Below are 21,285 nucleotides of genomic sequence, written 5' to 3' on the forward strand. Positions count from 1 at the left end.
GCGGAGGATCCGGCGAGAAGCCCCATCGTGGTACAGGACAGCCGGTCTTCATTGACGCGACGTCAAGTACCGGTCGCCATAGTCGGTATGGCGGTGCTGATGCCCGGGGCCCGGGATCTGGAGGCGTACTGGCGCAACCTGCGGGACGGGGTGGACGCGATCGGGGAGGTGCCCCAGGGCCGTTGGGACGCCGGGTACTACCGCCCCGGCACCGCGTCCGCACCGGCCGTCGCCGACCAGGTGTACTGCCGCAGGGGCGGGTTCGTGGACACGCTGGCCGAGGTGGAGGTGACCCGGTTCGGGATCATGCCGAACTCGGTGGCCGGCACCGAGCCGGACCAGCTCATCGCGCTGCACGTGGCCGCCGCGGCCCTCGCGGACGCGGGCGGCACGGACCGGCTGCCCGACCGGCGGCGCGTCGGCGTCGTCCTCGGCCGGGGCGGCTATCTCACCCCCGGCCTGGTCCGGCTCGACCAGCGCGTGCGCACGGCCGGGCAACTGGTGCGGACCCTGGGCGAACTGTTACCCGAACTGACGGACAGTCAACTAAACCGTGTACGCACGGCGTTCACCGACCGGCTCGGACCCGACAGCCCCGATTCGGCGATCGGCCTGGTGCCCAATCTGGCCGCCTCCCGGGTGGCCAACCGGCTCGACCTGTGCGGCCCCGCCTACACCGTGGACGCCGCCTGCGCCTCGTCGCTGGTCGCGGTCGACCAGGCGGTGGGCGAACTCTCCTCGGAGCGCTGCGACCTGATGCTCGCCGGGGGCGTCCACCACTGCCACGACATCACGCTGTGGAGCGTCTTCTCCCAACTGCGCGCCCTCTCGCCCAGCGAGCGCATCCGCCCCTTCCACCGGGACGCCGACGGCCTCCTCGTCGGCGAGGGGACCGGGGTCGTCGTGCTGAAGCGGCTGGCCGACGCCCGGCGCGACGGCGACCGGATCTACGCGGTGATCCGGGGCACCGGGGTGGCGAGCGACGGCCGGGCCGCCGGCCTGGTCAACCCCGACCCGGGCGGTCAGGCGAGCGCCGTACGACAGGCGTGGCTCGCCGCCGGACTCGACCCCGCCGCGCCCGGCTCGGTCGGCCTGCTGGAGGCGCACGGCACCGCGACCCCGGCCGGCGACGCGGCCGAACTGGCCACGCTCGCCGCGGTGTTCGGCCCGGCCGGGAGATCCGGCGCGGACCGCGCGGTGATCGGCTCGGTGAAGTCGATGATCGGGCACACCATGCCCGCCGCCGGGGTGGCCGGCCTGGTCAAGGCCGCCCTCGCGGTGCACCACGCGACGCTGCTGCCGACCCTGCACTGCGACGACCCGCATCCGGCGCTGGCCGCGACCCGCTTCCGTACGCTGGAGAAGGCCGTCCCCTGGGAGAGTTCGTCCGGTCGCCCGGTGCGGCGGGCCGCCGTGAACGCCTTCGGTTTCGGCGGGATCAACGCGCACGTGGTGCTGGAGGAGGCACCCGCGTCCGTCGCGACGGCGCCCGCCCCGACGCCCGGGCGCCCGGCCGGGCGGGTCGCCGAGCCCGAACGGGTCCTGCTGCTCGCCGCGGACGGTCCGGAACCGCTCGCCGCCCTGCTGGACACCGACGACGACGCGGTACGCGCCGCCGGACTCGACCCCGCGCTCCCCCACCGGGCCGCGGGCCGGGCCCGGCTCGCCGTCGTCGGCCCGACCGCGAAACGGCTGGCCCTGGCCCGCCGGGCGGTCGGCCGGGGCCGGGCCTGGCACGGCCGGGGCGACGTCTGGTTCCGGCCCGGTCCCCTGCTCGGTCCCGGGCACGGCAAGCTCGTCTTCGTCTTCCCGGGCCTGGAGGGCGAGTTCGCCCCGCGCGTCGATGACGTGGCCGCGCACTTCGGGCTGCCCGGCGCGGCGCCCGAGGGCGATCGCGTCGGCGACGTGGGCCGGCACGGCCTCGGCGTGGTCGCCGTCGGACGCCTTCTCGACGCCGCGCTGCGTCGCACGGGTGTCGTACCGGACGCGGTCGCCGGGCACAGCGTCGGCGAGTGGACCGCGATGACGGTGGCCGGACTGTACTCCGGGGACGAGGTCGACGCCTTCGTGGCGGGCTTCGACCCGGACACGGTGACGGTGCCGGGTCTCGCGTTCGGCGCCGTCGGCGCGCCCGCGGACCGGGTACTGGCCGCCCTGGAACAGGAGTGGACGGGCGCGGGCCTGGTGCTCTCCCACGACAACGCCCCGGGTCAGTCGATGGTGTGCGGACCGGACGGCGCGGTCGAGGACTTCGTCCGGTCGTTCCGGGCCCGCGGTGTGCTCGGCCAGGTGCTGCCGTTCCGGTCCGGCTTCCACACGCCGATGCTGGCGCCCTATCTCGGGCCGATCAGACAGGCGGCGCAGCGTTTCCGGCTGCACCCGGCGGCCGTCCCGGTGTGGTCGGGGACGACCGCGGCGCCGTTCCCCGAACGGGAGGCGGAGGTACGTGAGCTGTTCGTCCGGCACCTGCTGGAACCCGTGCGCTTCCGGCAGTTGACCGAGGCCCTCTACGCGACGGGGCACCGGACGTTCGTCCAGGTGGGTCCCGGACAGCTCGGGTCGCTCGTGGGCGACACCCTCGGCGACCGCGACCATCTGGCCGTGGCCGCCAACTCCCCGCACCGCACCGGCCTCGCCCAGTTGCGCCGGGCGGCGGCCGCGCTGTGGACGGCGGGGGCGGCCGTGGCCCCCGCCCTGCCCACCGGGCCCCGTACGGTATCCGCGGCCGGAGCCGGACCGGAATCGACCGGCGGAACCGGTCCGGGATCCGCCGCCGGGACCGGGCCGGGCATCGCCGCCAGGAGCGGGCCGGGGTCCGCTCTCGGCCCGCTGCCGTCGCGGCCGCCCGTGCGGCTCGACCTCGGCGGGGCGCTGATCTCGCTCGATGGACCGGAACTGGCGTCCCTGCGCGCCGAGTTACGGACGTCTCCGGCGGCGCCCGGCGCCGCCACCCGGTCCGTGCTGGGCACTCTCACCGACCGGTTCCCCGTCGCCGCCGAACTGGACGCCCTGTTGCGGGACACCGCGGACACGGCGGCCGCGCTGATCACCGCGCGGACCTCTGCCCGCCCCCGGCCGGCCGGCCCGCCCGCTCCCCCGGCCCCCGCCGCCGCCCCGGCCTCGGCCGCCGGGCCCGGCCCCGCCGTCGCCCCGGTTCCGGGGCCGGTGCCCGTCACCGGGGCGCGGACACCGGGCGGCGGGCTGCCGACGACGGGCAGCGGCCTACGGACGTCGGTCGTCCGCGTCTCGCCGGAGACCATGCCCTATCTGCTCGACCACTGCTTCTTCCCGCAGCGGGCCGGCTGGCCGGACGTGGCCGACCGCTGGCCGGTCGTCCCGGCGACCACGATCGTGCGGCACCTGATGGACGCGGCACGGTGGGCGGCGCCGGGCAAGGTTCCGGTCGCGGTGCACGGCGCCCGGTTCGAGGAGTGGCTGACGGCCACCCCCGCCGTCGACGTACGGGTCACGGCGGAGCCCGTGGCACCGGACCGCCTGGCCGTGTCCTTCGGTCCCCGGGCCCGCGCCACCGTCGAACTCGCCACCGGCTACCCGGCCCCGCCGCCCGCCCGTTGGCGGACCGACCCCGCGGGCGAACGCGCCCCCCTCCACACCGCGGCCCAGCTGTACGGCGAGCGCTGGATGTTCCACGGCCCGGCGTTCCAGGGGGTCACCGAACTGACCGCGCTCGGCGAGCGGCACATCCGCGGTGTCATCACCGCCCCGGCCGCGCCCGGTGCCCTGCTGGACAACGTCGGTCAGCTCCTCGGCTACTGGATCATGGCGACCCGCTCCGAGCGGACGGTCGTTTTCCCGGTCGGGATACGGGAGATGCGCTTCCACGGCCCGCATCCGGCCCCGGGGACGCGGGTGGCGTGTCTGGTGCGGATCACCTCGCTCACCGACACCGTGCTGGAGGCCGACGTACAGCTGTCGGTGGCGGGCGTGGTGTGGGCGGAGCTGCGCGGCTGGCAGGACCGCCGGTTCGACAACGACCCGCACACCCGGCCGGTGGAACGCTTCCCGGAGCGCAACACCCTGTCCGAGGCCCGTCCGGGCGGCTGGTCGCTGGTGCACGAACGGTGGCCGGACCTGGCGTCGCGCGACCTGATCATGCGCAACTCGCTGGGCGGACCGGAGCGTTCGGAGTACGCGGCGCACGCGCCGCGCGGCCGGCGGCAGTGGCTGCTGGGCCGGATCGCGGTCAAGGACGCCGTACGGCAATGGCTGTGGGACCACGGCGAGGGCCCGGTCTTCCCGGCGGAGCTGCGCGTGCGCAACGACGCCATGGGCCGCCCGTACGTCACCGGGGTGCACGGCCGCGAACTGCCCCCGCTGGACGTCTCGCTCGCCCACCGCGCGGAGGCGGGCGTGGCGATCGTACGGCCGCACACGCCCGGCCCCGGGCCGGGCATCGACATCGAGGAGGTCACGCCCCGCGACCCGCAGGCGGTGGCGACCGTGCTCGGCGCGGACGAACTGCGGCTGCTGCACGGGCTGTGCGCGGCCACCGGCGACTCCGAGGCACTGTGGTTCACCCGGTTCTGGGCCGCGAAGGAGGCGGTCGCCAAGGCGGAGGGCACCGGATTCGGCGGCCGGCCGCGCGACTTCGCCGTGTTCGAAGCGTCCCCGGCCGGAGACGCCCTGACCGTCTCGGGTCGCCTGGAACGCGCCTACGCGGTGCGGTGCGCGCCGGCCGCGAACCCGCCCGGACCGACCGACCGGGCCTATGTCGTGGCCTGGACCACGGGACCGGTCGGACCGACGGGACACCCCCACGAGGAGGAGTACGCCCCATGAACCCCACCCCCCACCCCGCCGACACGGACCTGGTCCTCGCCGACGTCGCCGGACTGCTCGCCCGGCTCCTGGAGGACGAATACGGTCTCGACGACGCCGAGATCGGCATGGAGACCACGTTCAACCGCGATCTGGAGCTGGAGAGCATCGACCTGGTGACCCTGGCGGGACTGCTGGAGGAGCGGTACGGCGGGCGGGTCAACTTCGCCGAGTTCCTCGCCGGGATGGAGTTCGACGAGATCATCGAGCTCACCGTCGGACGGCTCGTCGAGTACGTCGTGACCAGCCTGAAGGCGGCGGGGGCGAGCTGACGCATGGCGATGGTCGACGCCGGTGGAATCCGGTTGCACGTACAGCGGATCGGCCCCCGGGACGGCCGGGCGGCCACCGCCACCGCGGTACTGGTCCACGGTCTGCTCACCGACAGCCTGGCCAGCTACTACTTCACCGTGGCGCCCGCCTTCGCGGCGGCCGGCCTCGACGTCGTCATGTACGACCTGCGCGGTCACGGCCGCAGCGAACGCCCGCCCGACGGCTACACCCTGGACCACAACATCGACGACCTCGGGGCGCTGCTGGACCGACTGGCGGTGACCGGACCGGTGCACCTGGTCGGCAACTCCTACGGCGGCACGATCGCCTTCGGCTACGCGGCCCGCCGTCCCGAACGGGTGGCCAGCGTGTCCCTGATCGAGTCCGAACCGGCCACCGCGGCCTGGGCGTCGAAACTCGGCGGCATCCTCGACCGGGTGGTGACCCAGCTCGCGCACAACGAGCCCGACGCGATCGCCTGGATCACGGCGAACCGGGGCCACAACACGGCGCGGCTGGCCCGGGGAGCGGCCCGGCTCGCCCGGGACACCAGCCTCGGCCGGGACATCCCGGACAGCCGCGTCCTGACGGAGGATCAGATCGCCGCGGTTCGCCGTCCCGTGCTCGGGATGTACGGCGGTGACTCCGACCTCGCCGAACTCGCGCCCTGGCTGCGATCGTTGCTGCCGGACTGCCGGACGGTGGTGATCCCGGGGCACGAGCACTCGGTGCTGGTGGAGGCGGCCGGGACCGTGGGTGGTCACGTCCTGGCGCTGATCCAGGGGACTTCGGAGGCCCGATGGGCGGGGGCTGAGGCGCGGTGAGCGGATTCCTCTTCGTGGTACCGCCGTTGGTCGGGCACATCAACCCGGCCGTCGGGGTCGCCGACCAGTTGCTCGCGCGCGGGCACCGGGTGGCGTGGGCGTGCGCCGACCCCGGTCTCGTGGGACGCCTCGCGGGTGACCGGACCCCGGTGTTCCCGTGCGCCGGGCCGGTGCCGGGGGCGGGCGAGGCACGACGGCCGCCCGACCTGCGGGGGCCCGAGGCGCTGAAGTTCCTGTGGGAGTGGTACCTGCTGCCGCTGGCCGAGGCGATGGCGCCGGGGGTGCGGGCAGCGGTCGAGACGTTCCGTCCGGACGTGGTCGTCGCCGACCAGCAGGCGTTCGCGGGTGCGCTGGTCGCCGAGCGGGCGGGGCTGCCGTGGGCCACCTCGGCGACCACCTCGGCCGAGTTGGCCGACCCGCTGGCCGGGCTGCCGAGGGTCAGGCAGTGGCTGGCGGAGCGCCTCGCGGAACTTCGCGCGTCCGTCGGGGACCCGGCGGGCGACACCGATCCACGGTTCTCGCCGCATCTGGTGCTGGCGTTCAGCACGGTGGAGCTGGCCGGTCCGGGGTGCGCCGCGCGAGGCGGCCCGGTCCGCTGGGTCGGGCCGTCGGTCACCGCGAGACCGGCCGCGGCCGACTTCCCCTGGGACTGGCTCGACCCCGGCCGGGCCGCGGTACTGGTGACCCTGGGCACCGCGAACGCGGACGCCGGCGGGCACTTCCTCGCCGTCGCCCGGGAGTCCCTGCGCGCACGGGCCGACCATGTACAGGCGGTCGTCGTCGACCCGGGAAACACCCTGGGCGCGGACCGCACCCCGTCCCCGGACGGCGCCCGGCCTCCGTACGGCCGCGACAAGGACCTGCTGGTCCTGCCGTCCGTACCTCAACTCGCCCTCATCGAACGGGTCGACGCCGTGGTCTGCCACGCCGGTCACAACACCGTGTGCGAGGCGCTGTGGCACGGGGTTCCGCTCGTGGTGGCGCCCATCCGCGACGACCAGCCGGTGGTGGCCGGGCAGGTGGTGGACGCGGGGGCGGGCGTCCGGGTCAGGTTCGGCCGGGTGACCGCCGCCCGGCTGGGCGCCGCACTCGACGCCGTACTGCACGAACCCGGACACCGCGGCGCCGCCCAGCGGATCGGTACGGCGTTCCGCGCCGCCGGCGGCGCACCGGCGGCGGCGGACAGCCTCGAAGAACTCGCCAGGGAGTGCCGATGAGTGAACGGACCGAGCAGCCGGCCGGGCAGAGCGCCGAGGAGCCGGCCGGGCGGGCGGCGGGCGGACGGCCGACCGGGGAACCGGGCCGTGCCGAGCGGGTGGCCGCGCTGCGCCCCGGCTACCTGACCGATCTGGCCGAGGGCACGGACCGCTTCTTCGAGCCGCCGCGCACCACCTGCCCCTGGTGCGGCTCCGACCGGCTGGCCGCCCGTCTGCGCACCACGGACCTGATCCAGCACAAGCCGGGCCGGTTCACCCTCGACCGGTGCGAAGCCTGCGGGCACGTCTTCCAGAACCCCCGGCTGAGCGAGGCGGGGCTGGAGTTCTACTACCGCGACTTCTACGACGGGCTCGGCGAGAAGAGACTCGGCGACACCTTCGGCGGCCGCACCAGGATGTACCGCGACCGCGCCGAGTCGATGCTGCCGTACGACCCCGCCCCGAAGACCTGGCTCGACGTCGGCACCGGGCACGGTCACTTCTGCGCGACCGCCCGCGAGGTGCTGCCCGGCACGGCGTTCGACGGTCTCGACTTCACGGACGGAGTCGAACTCGCCGCCCGCGAGGGCCGCGTGGCGCACGGCTACCGCGGCGCCTTCCCCGACCTGGCACCGGAACTCACCGCCCGCTACGACGTGGTGAGCATGTTCCACTACCTGGAGCACAGCACCGACCCCGACCGCGAACTGAGGGCCGCGCGGCAGGCGGTACGGCCCGGCGGCCATCTGATCGTCGAGGTCCCGGACCCCGAGAGCCGCTACGCCCGGCTGCTGGGTCGCTGGTGGCTGCCCTGGCTCCAGCCGCAGCACCTGCACTTCGTGCCGGTCGCCAATCTGCGCCACCGGCTGGCGGAGCTGGGGTTCACGGTGGTGGCGGAGCAGCATGCCGAGCCTCACGATCCGGTGGACCTGCTCGCCGCCGTATGGCTGGCGCTGGACCACACCGCTCCGCGCGAGGACGCGCCCTGGTTGCCACGGCCGCCCGGCCCGCTGCGCCGGGCCGGGCGTACGGCCCTGCTCGTGGCGGGCATCCCGGCCCTGGTCCTGGGCACGCTGCTGGACCGGTTCGCGGTCCGCCCGCTCGCACACCGGCTCGGCGTGTCCAACGCCTACCGCCTGGTGGCCCGCCGGAAGTGACCCGGCCGGTGGGCCCTTGTGCCCCCGCTCGGCCGAGCGGGGGCACAAGGGCCCACATGGACCGCCCCCCTGACGGGGCGGAGTACGGCCGGTCAGACGGCCGGCCGGGTCAGGGTGCTGCCCGCCCTGGCGCGCACGGCCTCGACCGCTTCCCACTCCTCGGTGCCCAGGTTCGCGAGTGCGGCGGGAAAGACGCCGTCCTGCTCCTTGAGGATGTGGTCGCGCAGCATGGCCATCGCCTCCACGAGCCGCTCCGGCCAGCTCGGATCCGGGGGTGTCGCGCCGTCGGCGGCCTCGGCCAGCACCGCCTCGATGCGGCGGTGCTCGGCCTCCAGGGCGGCGATCTGGTCGGGGAAGTCCGCGGCCATCGCGGGGAACAGGCCGTGCTCCTCCACCTCGGTGTGCGGGCCGAGCACCCTCGCGATCTCCCGGGAGACCTCCGCCATCCGAGCCACGTCTTCGGCCCGGTGGGCGGAGTGGAGGTGGCTGATCAGGCGGACGACCTCGTCGTGCTCCCGGGTCAGCTCGTCGATCGACTCCAGCGACTGGCAGCCGCAGTACTCACACACCGGTTCTTCTCCTTCGTCGTCCTTCGGTCCCGTTCGTCCCGTCCGCCCTCACGCGGTGGTGCCGGCGGTGGCGCGGTGCCCGCGCCGGCGGCCGGTGCGCGGCCCCCGCTCGCCGCCTTCGGTCGCGGCGCGGACACCGGTGAGGGTGAAGACCAGCGCCGCGGCGGCCACGATCGCCAGCAGGGCGAGACCGGCCGCGTACGTCCCGTACTCGCCGTACAACGAGCCCATGATCAGCGGCGGCAGGAAGCCGCCCAGTCCGCCCGCGGCGCCGACCACGCCGGTGACCGAGCCGACCTGGTCGGCCGGCGTCCGCAGGGCCACCAGGGCGAACGTCGCCCCGCTGCCCGCACCCAGCGCGGCGGCCATGGCCAGGAAGGCGACGGTGCCACCGGGCGCCAGGCCCGGGGTGAACGACTGCACGAGAGCCCCCGCGACGACCACGGCCAGCGCGCCGGCCAGCACCCGCACCGGGCCGATCCGGTCCGACAGCCAGCCGCCGATCGGGCGCATCGCCACGGCCAGCAGCACGAATCCGGCCATCCGGTTGGCCGCGTCGGCCTGGGTGAGGCCGTAGCCGGTCTTGAGGTAGGTGGGCAGGTAGACGGAGAAGGCCACGTAGCCGCCGAACGCCACCGCGTACAGGGCCGAGGCCTGCCAGGTGATGCCCAGCCGGGCGGTGGCCGCCAGGCGGCGGGCCAGGGGCTCGGTGGGAACGGTGCGGCCGGGGGCGTCGCGCAGCAGCAGTGCGGCGGTCACGGCGTAGACGGCGAGGACGGCCGCGGTGATCAGGAAGGGGGTGGACATGCTGTGCGCGTCGACCAGCTTCACGGTGGTCAGGGCGCTGATGGCGGTGCCGCCCATACCGGCGCCGAAGACTCCGATCGCCAGCCCGCGCCGCGCGGGCGGGAACCATGCGTTGACCAGCGGCACTCCGACCGCGAAGGCGGTGCCGCCGATGCCGAGGAAGAAGCCTCCGGCCAGCAGCGCGGTGAGCGAGGAGTGGCCGGCCAGCCCGAGGTAGAGCACCGGCACGATGGTGGCCACCGACACGATCGGGAACATGACCCGTCCGCCGAACCGGTCGGTCAGCGCGCCGACCGGGATCCGGCCGAGCGATCCGACCACGACCGGAACCGCCACCAGCAGCGACTGCTGGAAGGAGGACAGCTCCAGGGTGTCCTTGAAGCGGGGGCCGAGCGGGCTGAGCAGTGCCCACGCCCAGAAGTTGACGGCGAACCCGACGGTGGCCAGGGCCAGCATCAGCCAGGCCCGGCCGGGCACCGGCGCGCCCGAGCCCGTTCTGTCGCTCTCCTTCGTCGACGGCTGGAGCATGGTGTCCGTCCCTTCCCTGCTTACGTCTGTCCTGTGACATGGGGTGCACTCGGGTCTCTCGCCCGAAGTCCGGCGCCCCCGCCACTGTCCACTTCCGGACATCCGGGCGGCATGGGCCATGGGTCCCTGCCGCCCGGCAGATGGTCCCGGTTGGATCCGGCCGCCCTTCCCCCCTTCGGGCCCCACGCCTCGAACCGCTCGTGCGATTCCTTCGGTCCTGCCGCTCCCGCGAGGGCGGACAGGAGGGCCGACCGGCCCTGCGCCATGTCCCCGGGGGATGCCGGGCAGTTCGGTCCTCGGCTCAGGGACGCTCGGCCCCTACCCGCGCCGCCGGCCGGAAAGGAAGCTGAAGGAGCGCCAGGGGGCCGGCTCCCCGGGACGGTCCGAAGGGACGACAAGGCCACCACAGCCGAACGGGCCCGTGCGTTCCGGCCCCCGGTGCCCGTAGCACGCCGCCGTGTCCCACGCTCTCCGACAGGCGATCCGGCGCAGCACTCCGTCGCGCTCCGCCCTCGAACGGCGGGCGAGGAAGAAAGTGGGCACGATGACTCGCATCGTCGGTGAAGTGATGACCCGCGAGGTCGTCCGAACCCGCCGGAACACACCGCTCAAGGACGTGGCACGACTGCTGGACCGGCACCGGATCAGCGGGCTGCCCGTGGTCGACCACGACGACAAGGTCCTGGGAGTGATCTCCGGGACCGACCTGGTCCGCCGCCGGTCGGCCCGCTCCACCGGCCGTCCTGCACGGCGGTTCCGGGTACCCGCGCCGCGCCGGGGCGCCCGCCGCACGGCCGCCGCCGTCCGGGCCGTCACGGCCGGGGAACTGATGACGTGGCCCGCCGTCACCGTCCATCCCGAACAGCGGGTCGCGGACGCCGCCCGCGTGATGGAACGCCACGGCGTCGAACACCTCCCGGTCGTGGACGAGGAGGACCGGCTGATCGGCATCGCCACCCGCCGGGACCTGCTGCGCGTCTTCCTGCGCACGGACGAGGAGATCGTCCGGGAGATCGTGGACGACGTCCTCACCCGCGCCATGTGCCTGCCGCCCGGCGCCGTGAACGTCTCGGTCCAGGACGGCATGGTCACGCTGGAGGGATGCCTGGAGCGGTGCAGCGACATCCCGTCGGCGATTCGGCTGACGTACCGGATCGACGGAGTGGTCGGCGTCGTCAACGCTCTGGTCCTCCACCTCGACGACGACCGGGCTCCGACGCCGCCGCGTACGGGAGGAGGAGTCCTGGAGCCGGCCGACTCCCTCTGACGAACCGGACCGCCGCACGGGCCGGGCGGTCCTGGGACTTGGGCCGGGCGGTCCTGGGACCGGGGCCGGACGGCCCGTTCGTACAGGCCGCACTCTCACCACCGACGAGATCGAATAAGGCTAGCCTCACTTTACTGACAACTGGGTGGCCGGCGGCTTTCGTCCGGCCCGGCGTGGCGGAGACGCGGATGAGTGTGGGTGGCGAGGGGGCCGTACGGGCGGGACGCCGGGCGACGGCCGTGCCGGAGGGCGCGTCGCGCGCCCTGGCCGATCTCGTGCCCGGTGCACGGGCCACGGTGGTCGAGGTCGTCACGGACGGGGCGCCGGGCACGGCCCGCCGTCTGCGCGCCCTCGGGTTCACCCCCGGGACGGTGGTGGAGGTCGTACGCCGTGCCCCGCTGCGCGACCCGGTCGTCTACCGGGTCAAGGACTACGAGGTGTGCCTGCGCCGGGCACAGGCCGCATGCGTGCGCACGACCGAGGTGGAGCGGTGACCGCCAGCTGCCACGAGCCCGGCGGCACGGGCGCGGTGGTGACCGAGGAGACGCGTATCGCGCTGGTCGGCAGCCCCAACGCGGGCAAGACCAGCGTCTTCAACGCGCTGACCGGCCTGCGCGCCAAGACCGGCAACTACCCCGGCGTGACCGTGTCCCGTTACGTGGGTACCTGCCGGGCCGGCGGGCGCGGTCATGTGATCGAGGATCTGCCCGGCACGTACAGCCTGGAACCGGTCAGCCCGGACGAACGGATCACCGTCGACATCCTGGACGGCCGGCTGGACGGCACACCGCGGCCGGACGCGCTGCTCCTCGTCGTGGACGCCACCACCCTGCGCAGATCGCTGACGCTGGTCGCGCAGGTCCTCTCCCGCGCACTGCCGACCTGTGTCGTGGTCACCTTCACCGACGAACTCGCGGTACGTCAGGGTCACCTGGACCTGGACGCGCTCTCCCGGGCGCTGGGCGTCCCGGTCCTTCCCGTGGTCGGCCACCGCGGTCTGGGCATCGCACAGCTACGCGACCGGATCGCCGATCGGCGGTCCTGGCCGGTCCCCGTCCTCGCGCCGCCCACCGACCCGGCCGAGCTGGACGCCTGGGCGGAGTCGGTTCTCGCCTTCGCCGACTACCGCCCCGCCGAGCGCCACCGGGCCACCCGGCGTCTCGACGCCGTGCTGCTGCACCCCGTGTGGGGCACGGTCGTCTTCTTCGCGGTCATGATGGCGTTCTTCCAGACCGTGTTCACCCTCGCGGCGCCGCTCCAGGGGTACGTGGAGTCGTTGTTCGGATGGCTGTCCGGCCTCGTCGCCGACCACGTCACCAACCGGTGGCTGTCCGGACTGCTCGGTGACGCCGTCATCGGCGGCGTCGGCGGCGTCCTCGTCTTCGTCCCGCAGATCATGCTGCTGTTCCTGCTCCTGGCCCTGCTCGAAGGCGTCGGCTACCTGTCGCGGGCGGCGTTCCTGATGGACCGGGTGATGGCGCGTGCCGGGCTGGAGGGGCGGGCGTTCGTGGCGCTGCTGTCGTCGTTCGCCTGCGCGATCCCCGGCATCATGGCCACCCGCACCCTGCCCTCGGCCAAGGACCGCCTCGCCACCATGATGGCCGCCCCGCTGATGACCTGTTCCGCGCGGCTGCCGGTCTACGTGCTGCTGATCGGCCTGCTCGTCGAACCGTCCGCGGGAATCGGCCCGTTCGGCGCACAAGGGCTGATCATGTTCGGCCTGTACCTGCTCGGCGCCGTCTCGGCGATGACCGCCGCCTGGGTGATCAAGAAAGTCACCGACCGGAACGGCACGCCCATGCCGTTCTTCATGGAGATGCCGCCCTACCGGCTGCCCGCGCCACGCGCGGTACTGCTGGCGATGTGGTCCTCCGCCCGGGCCTTCCTGCGCAAGTGCTCGACCGTCATCGTCGCCACCTCCGTCGCGCTGTGGCTGGCGTTGAACCTGCCGCTCCACTCCCCCGCCCAGTTGCAGGCGGCCGGCGTCGACACCGGCGACTCCGTGGCCGTGTCCGCCTACACCATCGATCACAGCTACGCGGCCGGTCTCGGCCGGCTGGTCTCCCCGGTCTTCGACCCGCTGGGCTTCGACTGGCGCATCAACGTCGGCGTCCTGTCGGCCCAGTCGGCCCGGGAGACCTTCGTGGCCACCCTCGGGCAGGTCGCCGCCGCCGAGAGCCCCGCCGACCCGGCGGACACCCTGCGGACCATGACGTACGAGGACGGATCCCGCGCGGGGCAGAAGGTCTTCACCGCACCCACGGTCGCGGCACTCCTGGTCTATTTCGCCTACGCGTTGCAGTGCATGGCGACCGTCGCGGTCATCCGGCGGGAGACCGGCACCTGGAAATGGCCGGCGATCGCCTTCACCTACCTGACCGTGACGGCCTGGCTCATGGCCTACCTCGCCCACACCGTCACCGCCGCCCTGACGGGCGGGTGACGCGCCCGTGATCCCCCTGCACCCCCAACCCGTCCCCGGCCACCCCGACCGGCTGCGCTGGATCGTCCCCACCGGTGTCCTCACCTGGACGGGAGCGCCCGCCTCGGTGCCGGCGCCGCTGGCGGCGCTGCTCGCGGACGGCACGCTCACCCACGTCGTCGTCGAACCCGCGGTCGTCGTCACCCGCCTCGGCGAAGGCCGCTCCTGGCGGGCGGACGGATCCCGGGTCCGCACCGCGCTGCACAGCGCCCTGGAGGATCCCACCGGCTGGAGCCCCGCGGCCGACGCCGAGGAGTCCCGCGACGACACGTCGCTCCGCACCGCCGCCCAAGAGCTCATCGCCGGCCCCGTGGGGGAACGAGCCCGCTCCCACGGCGGCGCGATCGAGCTGGTCGGCGTGCGCGACGGCGTCGTCACCGTACGCCTCGGCGGCGCCTGCCACGGCTGTCCCGCCGCCTGGCTCACGCTCCACCAGTGGCTGGAGCGTCTGCTGCGCCGGCGATGCCCCCAGCTCGTCGAGGTCCGGCACGTCGGATCGGGCAGCCGTCGCTCCAACGGCGGGTGAGCAGCCGTACGACGGCGATACCGACGCCGACCGCATCAGTCGTATAAGAAGAGCGCCAACGTGAGGGCTTCGGCCGGACGGGGTCCCGGCTCGGCAGGTGCCTTCCGCGGCTGGGCGGTGAGGTCCTCCCCGGCCTATGCCCGCCGGTGCCCCCGGTGGGCGTCGAACGCGGCCCAGGCGCTGTCCCACTGCGTCCGGCGGTGGGCCTCCAGCCCCACCCGGGCACCCCACCAGAGGCCCAGCACCAGTACGCACGCGCCCAGGCCGGCTGTCGCCCCGAACGCGGCCGACTGGGACCTGACCTGGGACGAGGTGGGTGGCGCGGCATGGATGCGGCCCGCGTCGTCGAGCCACACCGTGACGGATGCGCCCGCCTTGCCGCCCGCTGCGACCAGGGCTTTCCCGGTCCGGGAAGTGCCGCTGGGCATGGTCCACCGCACTCTCGCGCCGACGCGGGCGTCGGCCGCCAGGTCGGAAAATCGTGCCGCCCCGGCGGGGGCGTCCTCGATGAGGTGCGCCGTGGTGCGGTGCAGCCCCCGGGCCTGGCCGAGAACGGAGTTCTCCTCGATCACGGCCGTGGCCACGGCCACGGCCGGCACCGTGAGAAGAAGCAGTGCCGCCGCCGCTACGGCGAGCCAGGCCTCGGCGATGTCGGAGCGCCGCCTGAGCGGGTTGCGCCGCCAGCGCCACAGCGGCACCCTGCCGGCCCGTTCTCGCATGGGTGTGTCCCTCCGTGTTCGACCGGAAACGAGCTTTCCCTCCACTGCGGTGACGGACCTGTGGCCGGTCGGGCAGAGCCCGCCGGACCGTCGTGGCGGGGCCGTTCGACCTCGGCGCGGATGCGCCGGGTGCCGGGTGCCGGGGCGGCTTCGCGACCTCGTGGCACGTGTCTGCCGCTGGTCGGCCGCCCGGGCGGGGGGCGTGGTCCGCGAACGCCTCTCTCCGCCCGGTGCGGGGCTGGTCAGGCCCCGGCGGGACTGCTGGAGTCGGCGGGTTCCGGGGCGGGCAGCATGGTCAGCAGCATGACGGTGGGCTCGATGGCGCGCACGGTGTGCGGCAGCCTGGCGGGCAGGTGGATCCAGCAACCCGGGAGGGCTTCGGTCTTCTCGTCGCCGAGGACGAGGTCGAGGCGGCCCCGGACGACCTGGATGACCACGGGCAGGGCCGAGGTGTGCTCGGTCAGTTCCTCGCCTTCGGCGAAGGCGAAGCCGACCACGCGCAGGCGGTCGTCGCGGTGGATGACGCGGCTGAGGGTGCCGTCCTCGGGCAGCGGCAGTTCGGCGGCGAGATCGGTGATGACGGTGGCGGACATGCGGATGTCTCCTCGGACGGTGGTCGGGATGAGGGCGGGGCGGTGGTCGGGACGGGGGCGGCGAGGGTGCCCGGGCGGGCCGGCAGCCGGTGCCCCGGATGCGGTCCGCGGCCGGTCCGTCGCCGGGGACGGGGATGTCCTGCGGGGCCCGACGGTTCGTCGATGCCGTGTTCCGTGCCTCGCTCTCCGCCCGCAGCGGTGCTACTCGTCGTGGAACAGGTCCGTGCTGAGGTAGCGCTCTCCGGTGTCGGGCAGGACGACGACGATCAAGGCACCCTCGTGCTCGGGACGGCGGGCGAGCGCGGTTGCCGCGTGGAGGGCGGCACCGCCCGACATTCCGGTGAGGATGCCCTCCGTGCGGGCCAGGCGGCGTGCCTCGGCCCGGGCCTGGGGCGCGGAGACGCGCTGCACGGTGTCGTAGACCCCGGTGTCGAGGACGTCGGGGACGAAGCCCGCGCCGAGGCCCTGGAGGCGGTGCGGACCGGGCGGGCCGCCGGACAGGACGGCCGAGTCCGCCGGTTCGACGGCCACCACGGTGATGCCGGGGTTCTTCTCCTTGAGGACTTGCCCGACCCCGGTGACGGTGCCGCCGGTTCCGACGCCGGCCACCAGGACGTCGATCTGCCCTGCGGTGTCCTGCCAGATCTCCTGGGCGGTGGTGCGGCGGTGGGCATCGGGGTTGGCCGGGTTGCGGAACTGCTGCGGCATGAACCAGCCGTGCCGCTCCGCCAGTTCGGCCGCACGGGCGACGGCGCCGGTCATGCCTTCGGCCGCCGGGGTCAGGACCAGCTCCGCGCCGTAGGCACGCAGCAGGGCGCGGCGTTCGGCGCTCATGCTCTCGGGCATGGTGAAGGTGACCGGGTAACCCTCGGCGGCGGCCACCATGGCCAGCCCGATACCGGTGTTGCCGCTGGTCGGTTCGACGATGCCCTGCCCCGGCCGGAGTGCGCCCGTGGTCCGGGCGTCCTCGATCATCGACAGGGCGATGCGGTCCTTGACACTGCCGCCGGGGTTGGCGGACTCCAGCTTCACGACCAGACGTACGGGCAGGCCCGCGCCGTAGCGGCGCAGCTCCACCAGGGGGGTGCGGCCTATCAGGGCCGTGACCGAGGGCGCGATCGAGGGATGTGTCGCCGTCATGGCCGTGGTTCTCTTTCGTCTGCGGGGGTGAGGATCCCGGCGTGGGGTGCCGCCGTGGTGTCGTGAGGGCGGGTGGTGGCCGCGTGCGGGGCGAAGACCCGGCTGTGGGCGGGAACATCGCTCAGGACGAGGGCGTGCGCGCCGACGAGCGAGTCGTGGCCGACGTGTACCGGACCGAGCACGGTGGAGCCGACGCCCAGGACGACGCGATCGCCGATCGTGGGGTGCCGCCAGGCGCTCTTCGCGTCGGACCACCAGCCGGTACCGCCCAGGGTGACGCGGTGGTACAGCATGACGTCGTCGCCGAGGACGGCGGTCTCCCCGATGACCACGCCCATGCCGTGGTCGATGAAGCAACGGCGCCCGATGACCGCACCCGGGTGGATCTCGATACCGGTGACGGCGCGGGAGAGCTGGGACACCAGCCGGGGCAGCAGGGGCACACCGACCCGGTGGAGCCTGTGGGCGATCCGGTGGGCCCAGATGGCCCAGAGGCCGGGGTACAACAGGACCTCGACCACGTGGGCGCCGTGCAGGGCCGGGTCCTTGCGGCAGGCCGTCCGAAGGTCTTCGAAGATCATGTGCGTCTTTCTGTGGGGCCGGTCACGGGGTGCGCCCGGCGACACGCCGTGCCCGCCGGGCCGGGTACCGCACCGGACCCCGCAGGCGGTGAGTCGGTGCCTCCCTCGCCGTGGGTCTCTCGGCCCCGGCTGTTGCCGTCGTCCATGGGAGCGAACGCTATGGCCCGCTCACGATGCGGCGCTCCGTCCGAAGCGCCTGACGCGGGTGGGCCGAACGGTCCGTCTCGCCACTCTTGAGGCGGGACCAACCGCCCCCGGTGCCGGGACCGTTGGGCACTGTCGTCGCATACCCGACGTCTGCCCGCCGGGCCGGCGGGCCCCTCCGGCCCCATCCGGCCGTCCGGAAGAAGGACCAGTGGTCCCGGTGATGGGGACCGGTCGACCGGGTGGTCGGCCCGGTCCCGAGTCGCATGCTGGGCACCGATCGAACCGCAGATGCCCATCTGTCGTACGACCGCGCTCCGTGCCTGTCAGGCGGCCAGTCCCCCGTCCCCGGCCTCGGCGGGCGTGGCGTGCACGGCGCGTGTCGCCCGGTTCGGTCGTGCGTCCGGCCGCGCGGTGCGGCCGGACGCGGCATCCGCTCCGGGAGTCGGCACCCGGAATGCCATCCCCCTCATCCGCATCGGCCGGCCGCGCCGGCCCGACCTGCTGGAGACACGACCATGAGCGTGCTCGCCCTCGCCTCGGACCCTCAGGACGCCACGGCCCTCGAAGGCGCGGAGGCGCACCGTGCCCGGCTGGCCGGGGAGCTGGCCGGACGCGTGAAGTTGCTGCTCCTCGCCGTGGACCGTGACCCGGGCTCGGCCGAGAGGATCCACGCCGGACTGGTGGCCTTCTGCGACCGCTCGCTGCTGCCGCACGCCGCGGCCGAGGAGGCCGTGCTCTACCCCGCCGCGCGCACCATGCCCGAGGCGCGCCTGCTCGTCGAGGGCCTGATCGGCGAACACCGCTGCCTCACCGCGCTCGTCGACACCCTGCGCGCCGCACCGAGCCCGGCCGACGCGGCGGCCGACGCCCGGGCCCTGCAGGTCCTCTTCGAGGAGCACATGGCCAAGGAGAACGGCATCGTGCTGCCGCTGCTCGCCATGGCACCCGAGGTCTCCCTCGCCGGGCTGCTCACGGATGTGCACCACCGGCTCGCCGACGACAGGCCCGCCGGGGGCGCCGAAGAAGATCACCACACCGAGGAAGGACACGACATGCGCGAAGAACAGGTCGAGGAGGCCGGCGGCTGCGGCGGCGTGTGCGGCTGCGGCGGCGCGGAGGAGGCGGCCGAACCCGAGCTGGACGTGCGGGAGGTGCCGCACGCCCTGCGTCACGCCACCGTCTTCGGCGCGCTCGACGCCGTCCCGGCGGGCACCGCGATGGTGCTGGTCGCCCCGCACGACCCGCTGCCGCTGCTCGCGCAGATCGAACAGCGCGACCCCGGGGCCTTCTCGGTGGAGTACCTCGTACGCGGCCCGGAGGCCTGGCGGCTGCGGCTCAGCCACCACTGATCACGGCGCCGTCCCGGCAGCGCACGAGGCCCGTTCCCCCGGTGCGGACGCGCTGCCGGACCCGCACGCGTCCAAGGAAGCCGGACCCGCACGTGTCCGGGGAAAGAGAGAAGACCACGTCATGAACGGACCACACCGGCGTACCTCCGCCCTGCTCGGGACGGTCGGTGCCGCCCTGTCGGTCGCCGGACCGGTCATGCTGCTGCGCGGCCGCGGCGGCAGGAAGGAGATCCGCGGCGAGCTCACCGCCCAGAAGATCACCTTCCCCGGCCGCGGGCTGCCCGCCGAGCTCGTCCGGTACGCCGGCCGTCGCGTGGAGACCGGCCCCGAGGCGCACGCCTACGCCCGGTTCATCGAGGGCAACCTGGCCCGCGCCACCGGCGGCCGTACCTACGCCGAGATCACGGCGGAACTGCACGCCTCCGGGGGCGACGACGAGAAGCTCGCCGAGCTGCGCCAGACCGCGTTCATGGGCCAGACCCTGCGCGCCTCGCTGATGTCCGCCTACCAGGCCTGGCACCTCACGACCCTGGTCATGGGCCTCGGCGCCGCGCTGACCGGCCTGGGCGTCGCCCTGGTCGCCACCGCCGACACCCTGGCGCCCCGTACTCCGCACCACCGCTGAACACGCCCGGCCCGGGCGCACCCGCTGCTGCGGGACGTGCCGGACGTCCTGCACCTGCCCGCCCGCCCGGACCGTCATCCCGAGCTCCGCGCGGCCGTCGACCTGCTCGGCGGCGAGCCGGCCGTCCCCCGCCCGGGTGCGGACGCGGTCGTCCGGGCGCTGCTGGACATGCTGCTGCTCTTCGTCCTGCGCGCCTGCCGCCGGGCGGGAGCCGCCCGGCGGCAGGAAGTAGCCTCTGGGGAGCGGCTTCTGGTCAGAAGGCCGAGCGCGAGCGCGGCCGGGACGGAGTGTGGGACCGCACCCGTGAACACCGGTCCGACCGGGCCGGGGGCGACCGGATACAGTGCGCGGGACTGCAGCCCGGCCGACAAGGGGAAGCGTGACCGACACCGGCAACACCCGACCCGCCGACAGCGCGGAGCAGGCACCGCGGCAGAGCCGGCTGCACCGCCTGATGCGCTACATACCCCTGATCGCCCCCGTCCTGCTGTGGGCCGTGCCCTGCTGGGTGCTCCTGTACTGCGGCCAGCACTGGCCGCTGCCCGTCACGCTGGCCGGCACCGCCCTGTTCGTCCTCGGCCTCGTCTGCATGCCGCTCGCGATGGTGCGCGGCCACGGCCGGCGCCAGCGGGACCGGGCGGCGGTCGTCGGTGACACCCTGCTGGGCACCAGCTGGGTCCTGTTCACCTGGTCCGTCCTGCTCGGTGTCCTCCTGCGGCTCGCCCTGGCCGTGGCCGGCGTCGGCGAGAGCCAGGACCGGGCCCGGATCGTCACCTGGGCCGTCCTCGGCACGGCCGCCGCACTGCTCGCCTGGGGGTACGCCGAGGCCCGCCGTGTCCCGCGCGTGCGCCGGATCGACGTGCGACTGCCGCGACTGGGCGCCGGGCTGGACGGCACGCGCGTCGCCCTCATCACCGACACCCACTACGGACCGCTCGACCGTGCCCGCTGGTCGGCACGGGTGTGCGAGACGGTGAACACGCTGGAGGCCGACCTGGTCTGCCACACCGGCGACATCGCGGACGGCACGGCCGAACGCCGCCGCGCCCAGGCCCTCCCCCTCGGCACCGTGCGGGCCACCCGGGCCCGGGTGTACGTCACCGGCAACCACGAGTACTACAGCGAGGCCCAGGGCTGGGTCGACCTGATGGACGAGCTGGGCTGGGAGCCGCTGCGCAACCGCCATCTGCTGCTCGAACGCGGGGGCGACACCCTCGTGGTCGCCGGCGTGGACGACGTCACCGCCGAGTCCTCCGGTCTGGCGGGCCACCGCGCCCACCTCGCCGGGGCCCTGGACGGCGCCGACCCCGACCTGCCCGTCCTGCTCCTGGCGCACCAGCCCAAGTTCGTCGACCGGGCGGCGGCCGCCGGCATCGACCTCCAGCTCTCCGGCCACACCCACGGCGGCCAGATCTGGCCCTTCCACCACCTGGTCCGCATCGACCAGCCCGCCGTCGCGGGCCTCAGCCGGCACGGAGCCCGCACCCTCCTCTACACCAGCCGCGGCACCGGCTTCTGGGGCCCGCCGTTCCGCGTCTTCGCCCCCAGCGAGATCACCCTGCTCGTCCTGCGCTCCCCGCAGGCGCCCACCTCGCCGTAGTACGGGGCGGTCCGGCACGCCCGGACCCGGACCGCCGTACCCGGTTCGGCCCGCCTCGGAACT

At 74.4% G+C, this 21,285-nt stretch carries 18 protein-coding genes and 1 pseudogene; 13 read left to right on the forward strand and 6 right to left on the reverse strand.

Annotation, left to right across the window (positions count from 1 at the left end; genetic code table 11):
• Nucleotides 1-51 precede the first annotated feature (51 nt).
• From ACFW6B_RS26500 to ACFW6B_RS26520, 5 genes are read left to right on the forward strand one after another with little or no spacing between them, the layout of a single operon-like run.
• Nucleotides 52-4,800 carry a beta-ketoacyl synthase N-terminal-like domain-containing protein gene (locus tag ACFW6B_RS26500; RefSeq protein ID WP_386599495.1) on the forward strand — a complete coding sequence of 1,583 codons (4,749 nt, stop codon included), beginning with the start codon at nt 52-54 and terminating at the stop codon, nt 4,798-4,800.
• Nucleotides 4,797-5,111, forward strand: a complete 315-nt coding sequence (locus ACFW6B_RS26505) for an acyl carrier protein (protein ID WP_386599497.1) — start codon at nt 4,797-4,799, stop codon at nt 5,109-5,111. The genes ACFW6B_RS26500 and ACFW6B_RS26505 overlap by 4 nt, the downstream gene beginning before the upstream one ends.
• 3 nt (nt 5,112-5,114) lie before the next feature.
• Nucleotides 5,115-5,936: an alpha/beta fold hydrolase gene (locus ACFW6B_RS26510; protein ID WP_386599499.1), complete on the forward strand. Its 822-nt coding sequence runs from the start codon at nt 5,115-5,117 to the stop codon at nt 5,934-5,936.
• On the forward strand, nt 5,933-7,153 hold the full coding sequence (locus ACFW6B_RS26515) for a glycosyltransferase (RefSeq protein WP_386599501.1): 1,221 nt from the start codon (nt 5,933-5,935) through the stop codon (nt 7,151-7,153). The genes ACFW6B_RS26510 and ACFW6B_RS26515 overlap by 4 nt, the downstream gene beginning before the upstream one ends.
• A complete protein-coding gene (locus ACFW6B_RS26520) occupies nt 7,150-8,289 on the forward strand; it encodes a class I SAM-dependent methyltransferase (protein WP_386599504.1) in 1,140 nt (379 codons plus the stop codon). The genes ACFW6B_RS26515 and ACFW6B_RS26520 overlap by 4 nt, the downstream gene beginning before the upstream one ends.
• Before the next feature lie 92 nt (nt 8,290-8,381).
• Here the strand turns inward: ACFW6B_RS26520 and ACFW6B_RS26525 are convergent, their stop codons facing one another.
• Together ACFW6B_RS26525 and ACFW6B_RS26530 are read right to left on the reverse strand one after the other, a co-directional pair.
• The gene (locus tag ACFW6B_RS26525; RefSeq protein WP_386599506.1) at nt 8,382-8,858 is read right to left on the reverse strand and encodes a hemerythrin domain-containing protein; all 477 of its coding nucleotides are present in this window, start codon (nt 8,856-8,858) and stop codon (nt 8,382-8,384) included.
• A gap of 48 nt (nt 8,859-8,906) precedes the next feature.
• Nucleotides 8,907-10,193 (reverse strand): nitrate/nitrite transporter, encoded by a 1,287-nt coding sequence (locus ACFW6B_RS26530; RefSeq protein WP_386599508.1) that lies wholly within the window; start codon nt 10,191-10,193, stop codon nt 8,907-8,909.
• A gap of 544 nt (nt 10,194-10,737) precedes the next feature.
• Here ACFW6B_RS26530 and ACFW6B_RS26535 point away from each other — a divergent pair.
• The 4 genes from ACFW6B_RS26535 to ACFW6B_RS26550 all read left to right on the forward strand — a co-directional run bounded on the left by ACFW6B_RS26535 (nt 10,738) and on the right by ACFW6B_RS26550 (nt 14,468).
• Nucleotides 10,738-11,460 carry a CBS domain-containing protein gene (locus tag ACFW6B_RS26535; protein ID WP_386599510.1) on the forward strand — a complete coding sequence of 241 codons (723 nt, stop codon included), beginning with the start codon at nt 10,738-10,740 and terminating at the stop codon, nt 11,458-11,460.
• 188 nt (nt 11,461-11,648) lie between these two features.
• On the forward strand, nt 11,649-11,954 hold the full coding sequence (locus ACFW6B_RS26540; protein ID WP_386599511.1) for a ferrous iron transport protein A: 306 nt from the start codon (nt 11,649-11,651) through the stop codon (nt 11,952-11,954).
• Entirely contained in the window at nt 11,951-13,903 is a 1,953-nt protein-coding gene (locus ACFW6B_RS26545) for a ferrous iron transporter B (RefSeq protein ID WP_386599513.1), read from the forward strand. The genes ACFW6B_RS26540 and ACFW6B_RS26545 overlap by 4 nt, the downstream gene beginning before the upstream one ends.
• Before the next feature lie 7 nt (nt 13,904-13,910).
• Nucleotides 13,911-14,468: a NifU family protein gene (locus ACFW6B_RS26550; RefSeq protein WP_386599515.1), complete on the forward strand. Its 558-nt coding sequence runs from the start codon at nt 13,911-13,913 to the stop codon at nt 14,466-14,468.
• Nucleotides 14,469-14,602: 134 nt separating this feature from the next.
• Here ACFW6B_RS26550 and ACFW6B_RS26555 read toward each other — a convergent pair whose 3' ends face one another.
• From ACFW6B_RS26555 to epsC, 4 genes are all read right to left on the reverse strand, one after another.
• Nucleotides 14,603-15,187, reverse strand: coding sequence for a hypothetical protein (locus ACFW6B_RS26555; RefSeq protein ID WP_386599517.1), 585 nt, complete (start codon nt 15,185-15,187; stop codon nt 14,603-14,605).
• A 242-nt stretch (nt 15,188-15,429) separates the two neighbouring features.
• Complete coding sequence (locus tag ACFW6B_RS26560; protein WP_386599519.1) at nt 15,430-15,780, reverse strand: cupin domain-containing protein; 351 nt, start codon at nt 15,778-15,780, stop codon at nt 15,430-15,432.
• Nucleotides 15,781-15,981: 201 nt separating this feature from the next.
• The gene (gene cysK, locus ACFW6B_RS26565; RefSeq protein ID WP_386599521.1) at nt 15,982-16,920 is read right to left on the reverse strand and encodes a cysteine synthase A; all 939 of its coding nucleotides are present in this window, start codon (nt 16,918-16,920) and stop codon (nt 15,982-15,984) included.
• Entirely contained in the window at nt 16,917-17,501 is a 585-nt protein-coding gene (gene epsC, locus ACFW6B_RS26570; RefSeq protein WP_386599523.1) for a serine O-acetyltransferase EpsC, read from the reverse strand. The genes cysK and epsC overlap by 4 nt, the downstream gene beginning before the upstream one ends.
• Nucleotides 17,502-18,163: 662 nt before the next feature.
• Between epsC and ACFW6B_RS26575 the strand changes: the two genes are divergently transcribed.
• The 4 genes and pseudogenes from ACFW6B_RS26575 to ACFW6B_RS26590 all read left to right on the forward strand — a co-directional run bounded on the left by ACFW6B_RS26575 (nt 18,164) and on the right by ACFW6B_RS26590 (nt 21,222).
• Nucleotides 18,164-18,997 carry a DUF2249 domain-containing protein gene (locus ACFW6B_RS26575; RefSeq protein WP_386599524.1) on the forward strand — a complete coding sequence of 278 codons (834 nt, stop codon included), beginning with the start codon at nt 18,164-18,166 and terminating at the stop codon, nt 18,995-18,997.
• A gap of 121 nt (nt 18,998-19,118) precedes the next feature.
• A complete protein-coding gene (locus tag ACFW6B_RS26580; RefSeq protein WP_386599526.1) occupies nt 19,119-19,622 on the forward strand; it encodes a hypothetical protein in 504 nt (167 codons plus the stop codon).
• A gap of 36 nt (nt 19,623-19,658) precedes the next feature.
• Nucleotides 19,659-19,760 (forward strand): annotated as a pseudogene (locus tag ACFW6B_RS26585) (AraC family transcriptional regulator); the annotation flags it as partial.
• A 241-nt stretch (nt 19,761-20,001) separates the two neighbouring features.
• A complete protein-coding gene (locus tag ACFW6B_RS26590) occupies nt 20,002-21,222 on the forward strand; it encodes a metallophosphoesterase (RefSeq protein ID WP_386599528.1) in 1,221 nt (406 codons plus the stop codon).
• The last annotated feature ends 63 nt before the right edge of the window (nt 21,223-21,285 follow it).

Origin of the sequence: Streptomyces sp. NPDC058751 (genome assembly GCF_042746485.1) — a bacterium.
Lineage (GTDB): Bacteria > Actinomycetota > Actinomycetes > Streptomycetales > Streptomycetaceae > Streptomyces.

Coding starts and splice junctions, on each gene's coding strand:
- ACFW6B_RS26505 (WP_386599497.1), top strand. CDS start 4,797: ATGAACCCCACCCCCCACCCCGCCGACACGGACCTGGTCCTCGCCGAC.
- ACFW6B_RS26510 (WP_386599499.1), top strand. CDS start 5,115: ATGGCGATGGTCGACGCCGGTGGAATCCGGTTGCACGTACAGCGGATC.
- ACFW6B_RS26520 (WP_386599504.1), top strand. CDS start 7,150: ATGAGTGAACGGACCGAGCAGCCGGCCGGGCAGAGCGCCGAGGAGCCG.
- ACFW6B_RS26530 (WP_386599508.1), bottom strand. CDS start 10,193: ATGCTCCAGCCGTCGACGAAGGAGAGCGACAGAACGGGCTCGGGCGCG.
- ACFW6B_RS26535 (WP_386599510.1), top strand. CDS start 10,738: ATGACTCGCATCGTCGGTGAAGTGATGACCCGCGAGGTCGTCCGAACC.
- ACFW6B_RS26540 (WP_386599511.1), top strand. CDS start 11,649: ATGAGTGTGGGTGGCGAGGGGGCCGTACGGGCGGGACGCCGGGCGACG.
- ACFW6B_RS26555 (WP_386599517.1), bottom strand. CDS start 15,187: ATGCGAGAACGGGCCGGCAGGGTGCCGCTGTGGCGCTGGCGGCGCAAC.
- ACFW6B_RS26560 (WP_386599519.1), bottom strand. CDS start 15,780: ATGTCCGCCACCGTCATCACCGATCTCGCCGCCGAACTGCCGCTGCCC.
- cysK (WP_386599521.1), bottom strand. CDS start 16,920: ATGACGGCGACACATCCCTCGATCGCGCCCTCGGTCACGGCCCTGATA.
- epsC (WP_386599523.1), bottom strand. CDS start 17,501: ATGATCTTCGAAGACCTTCGGACGGCCTGCCGCAAGGACCCGGCCCTG.
- ACFW6B_RS26575 (WP_386599524.1), top strand. CDS start 18,164: ATGAGCGTGCTCGCCCTCGCCTCGGACCCTCAGGACGCCACGGCCCTC.
- ACFW6B_RS26580 (WP_386599526.1), top strand. CDS start 19,119: ATGAACGGACCACACCGGCGTACCTCCGCCCTGCTCGGGACGGTCGGT.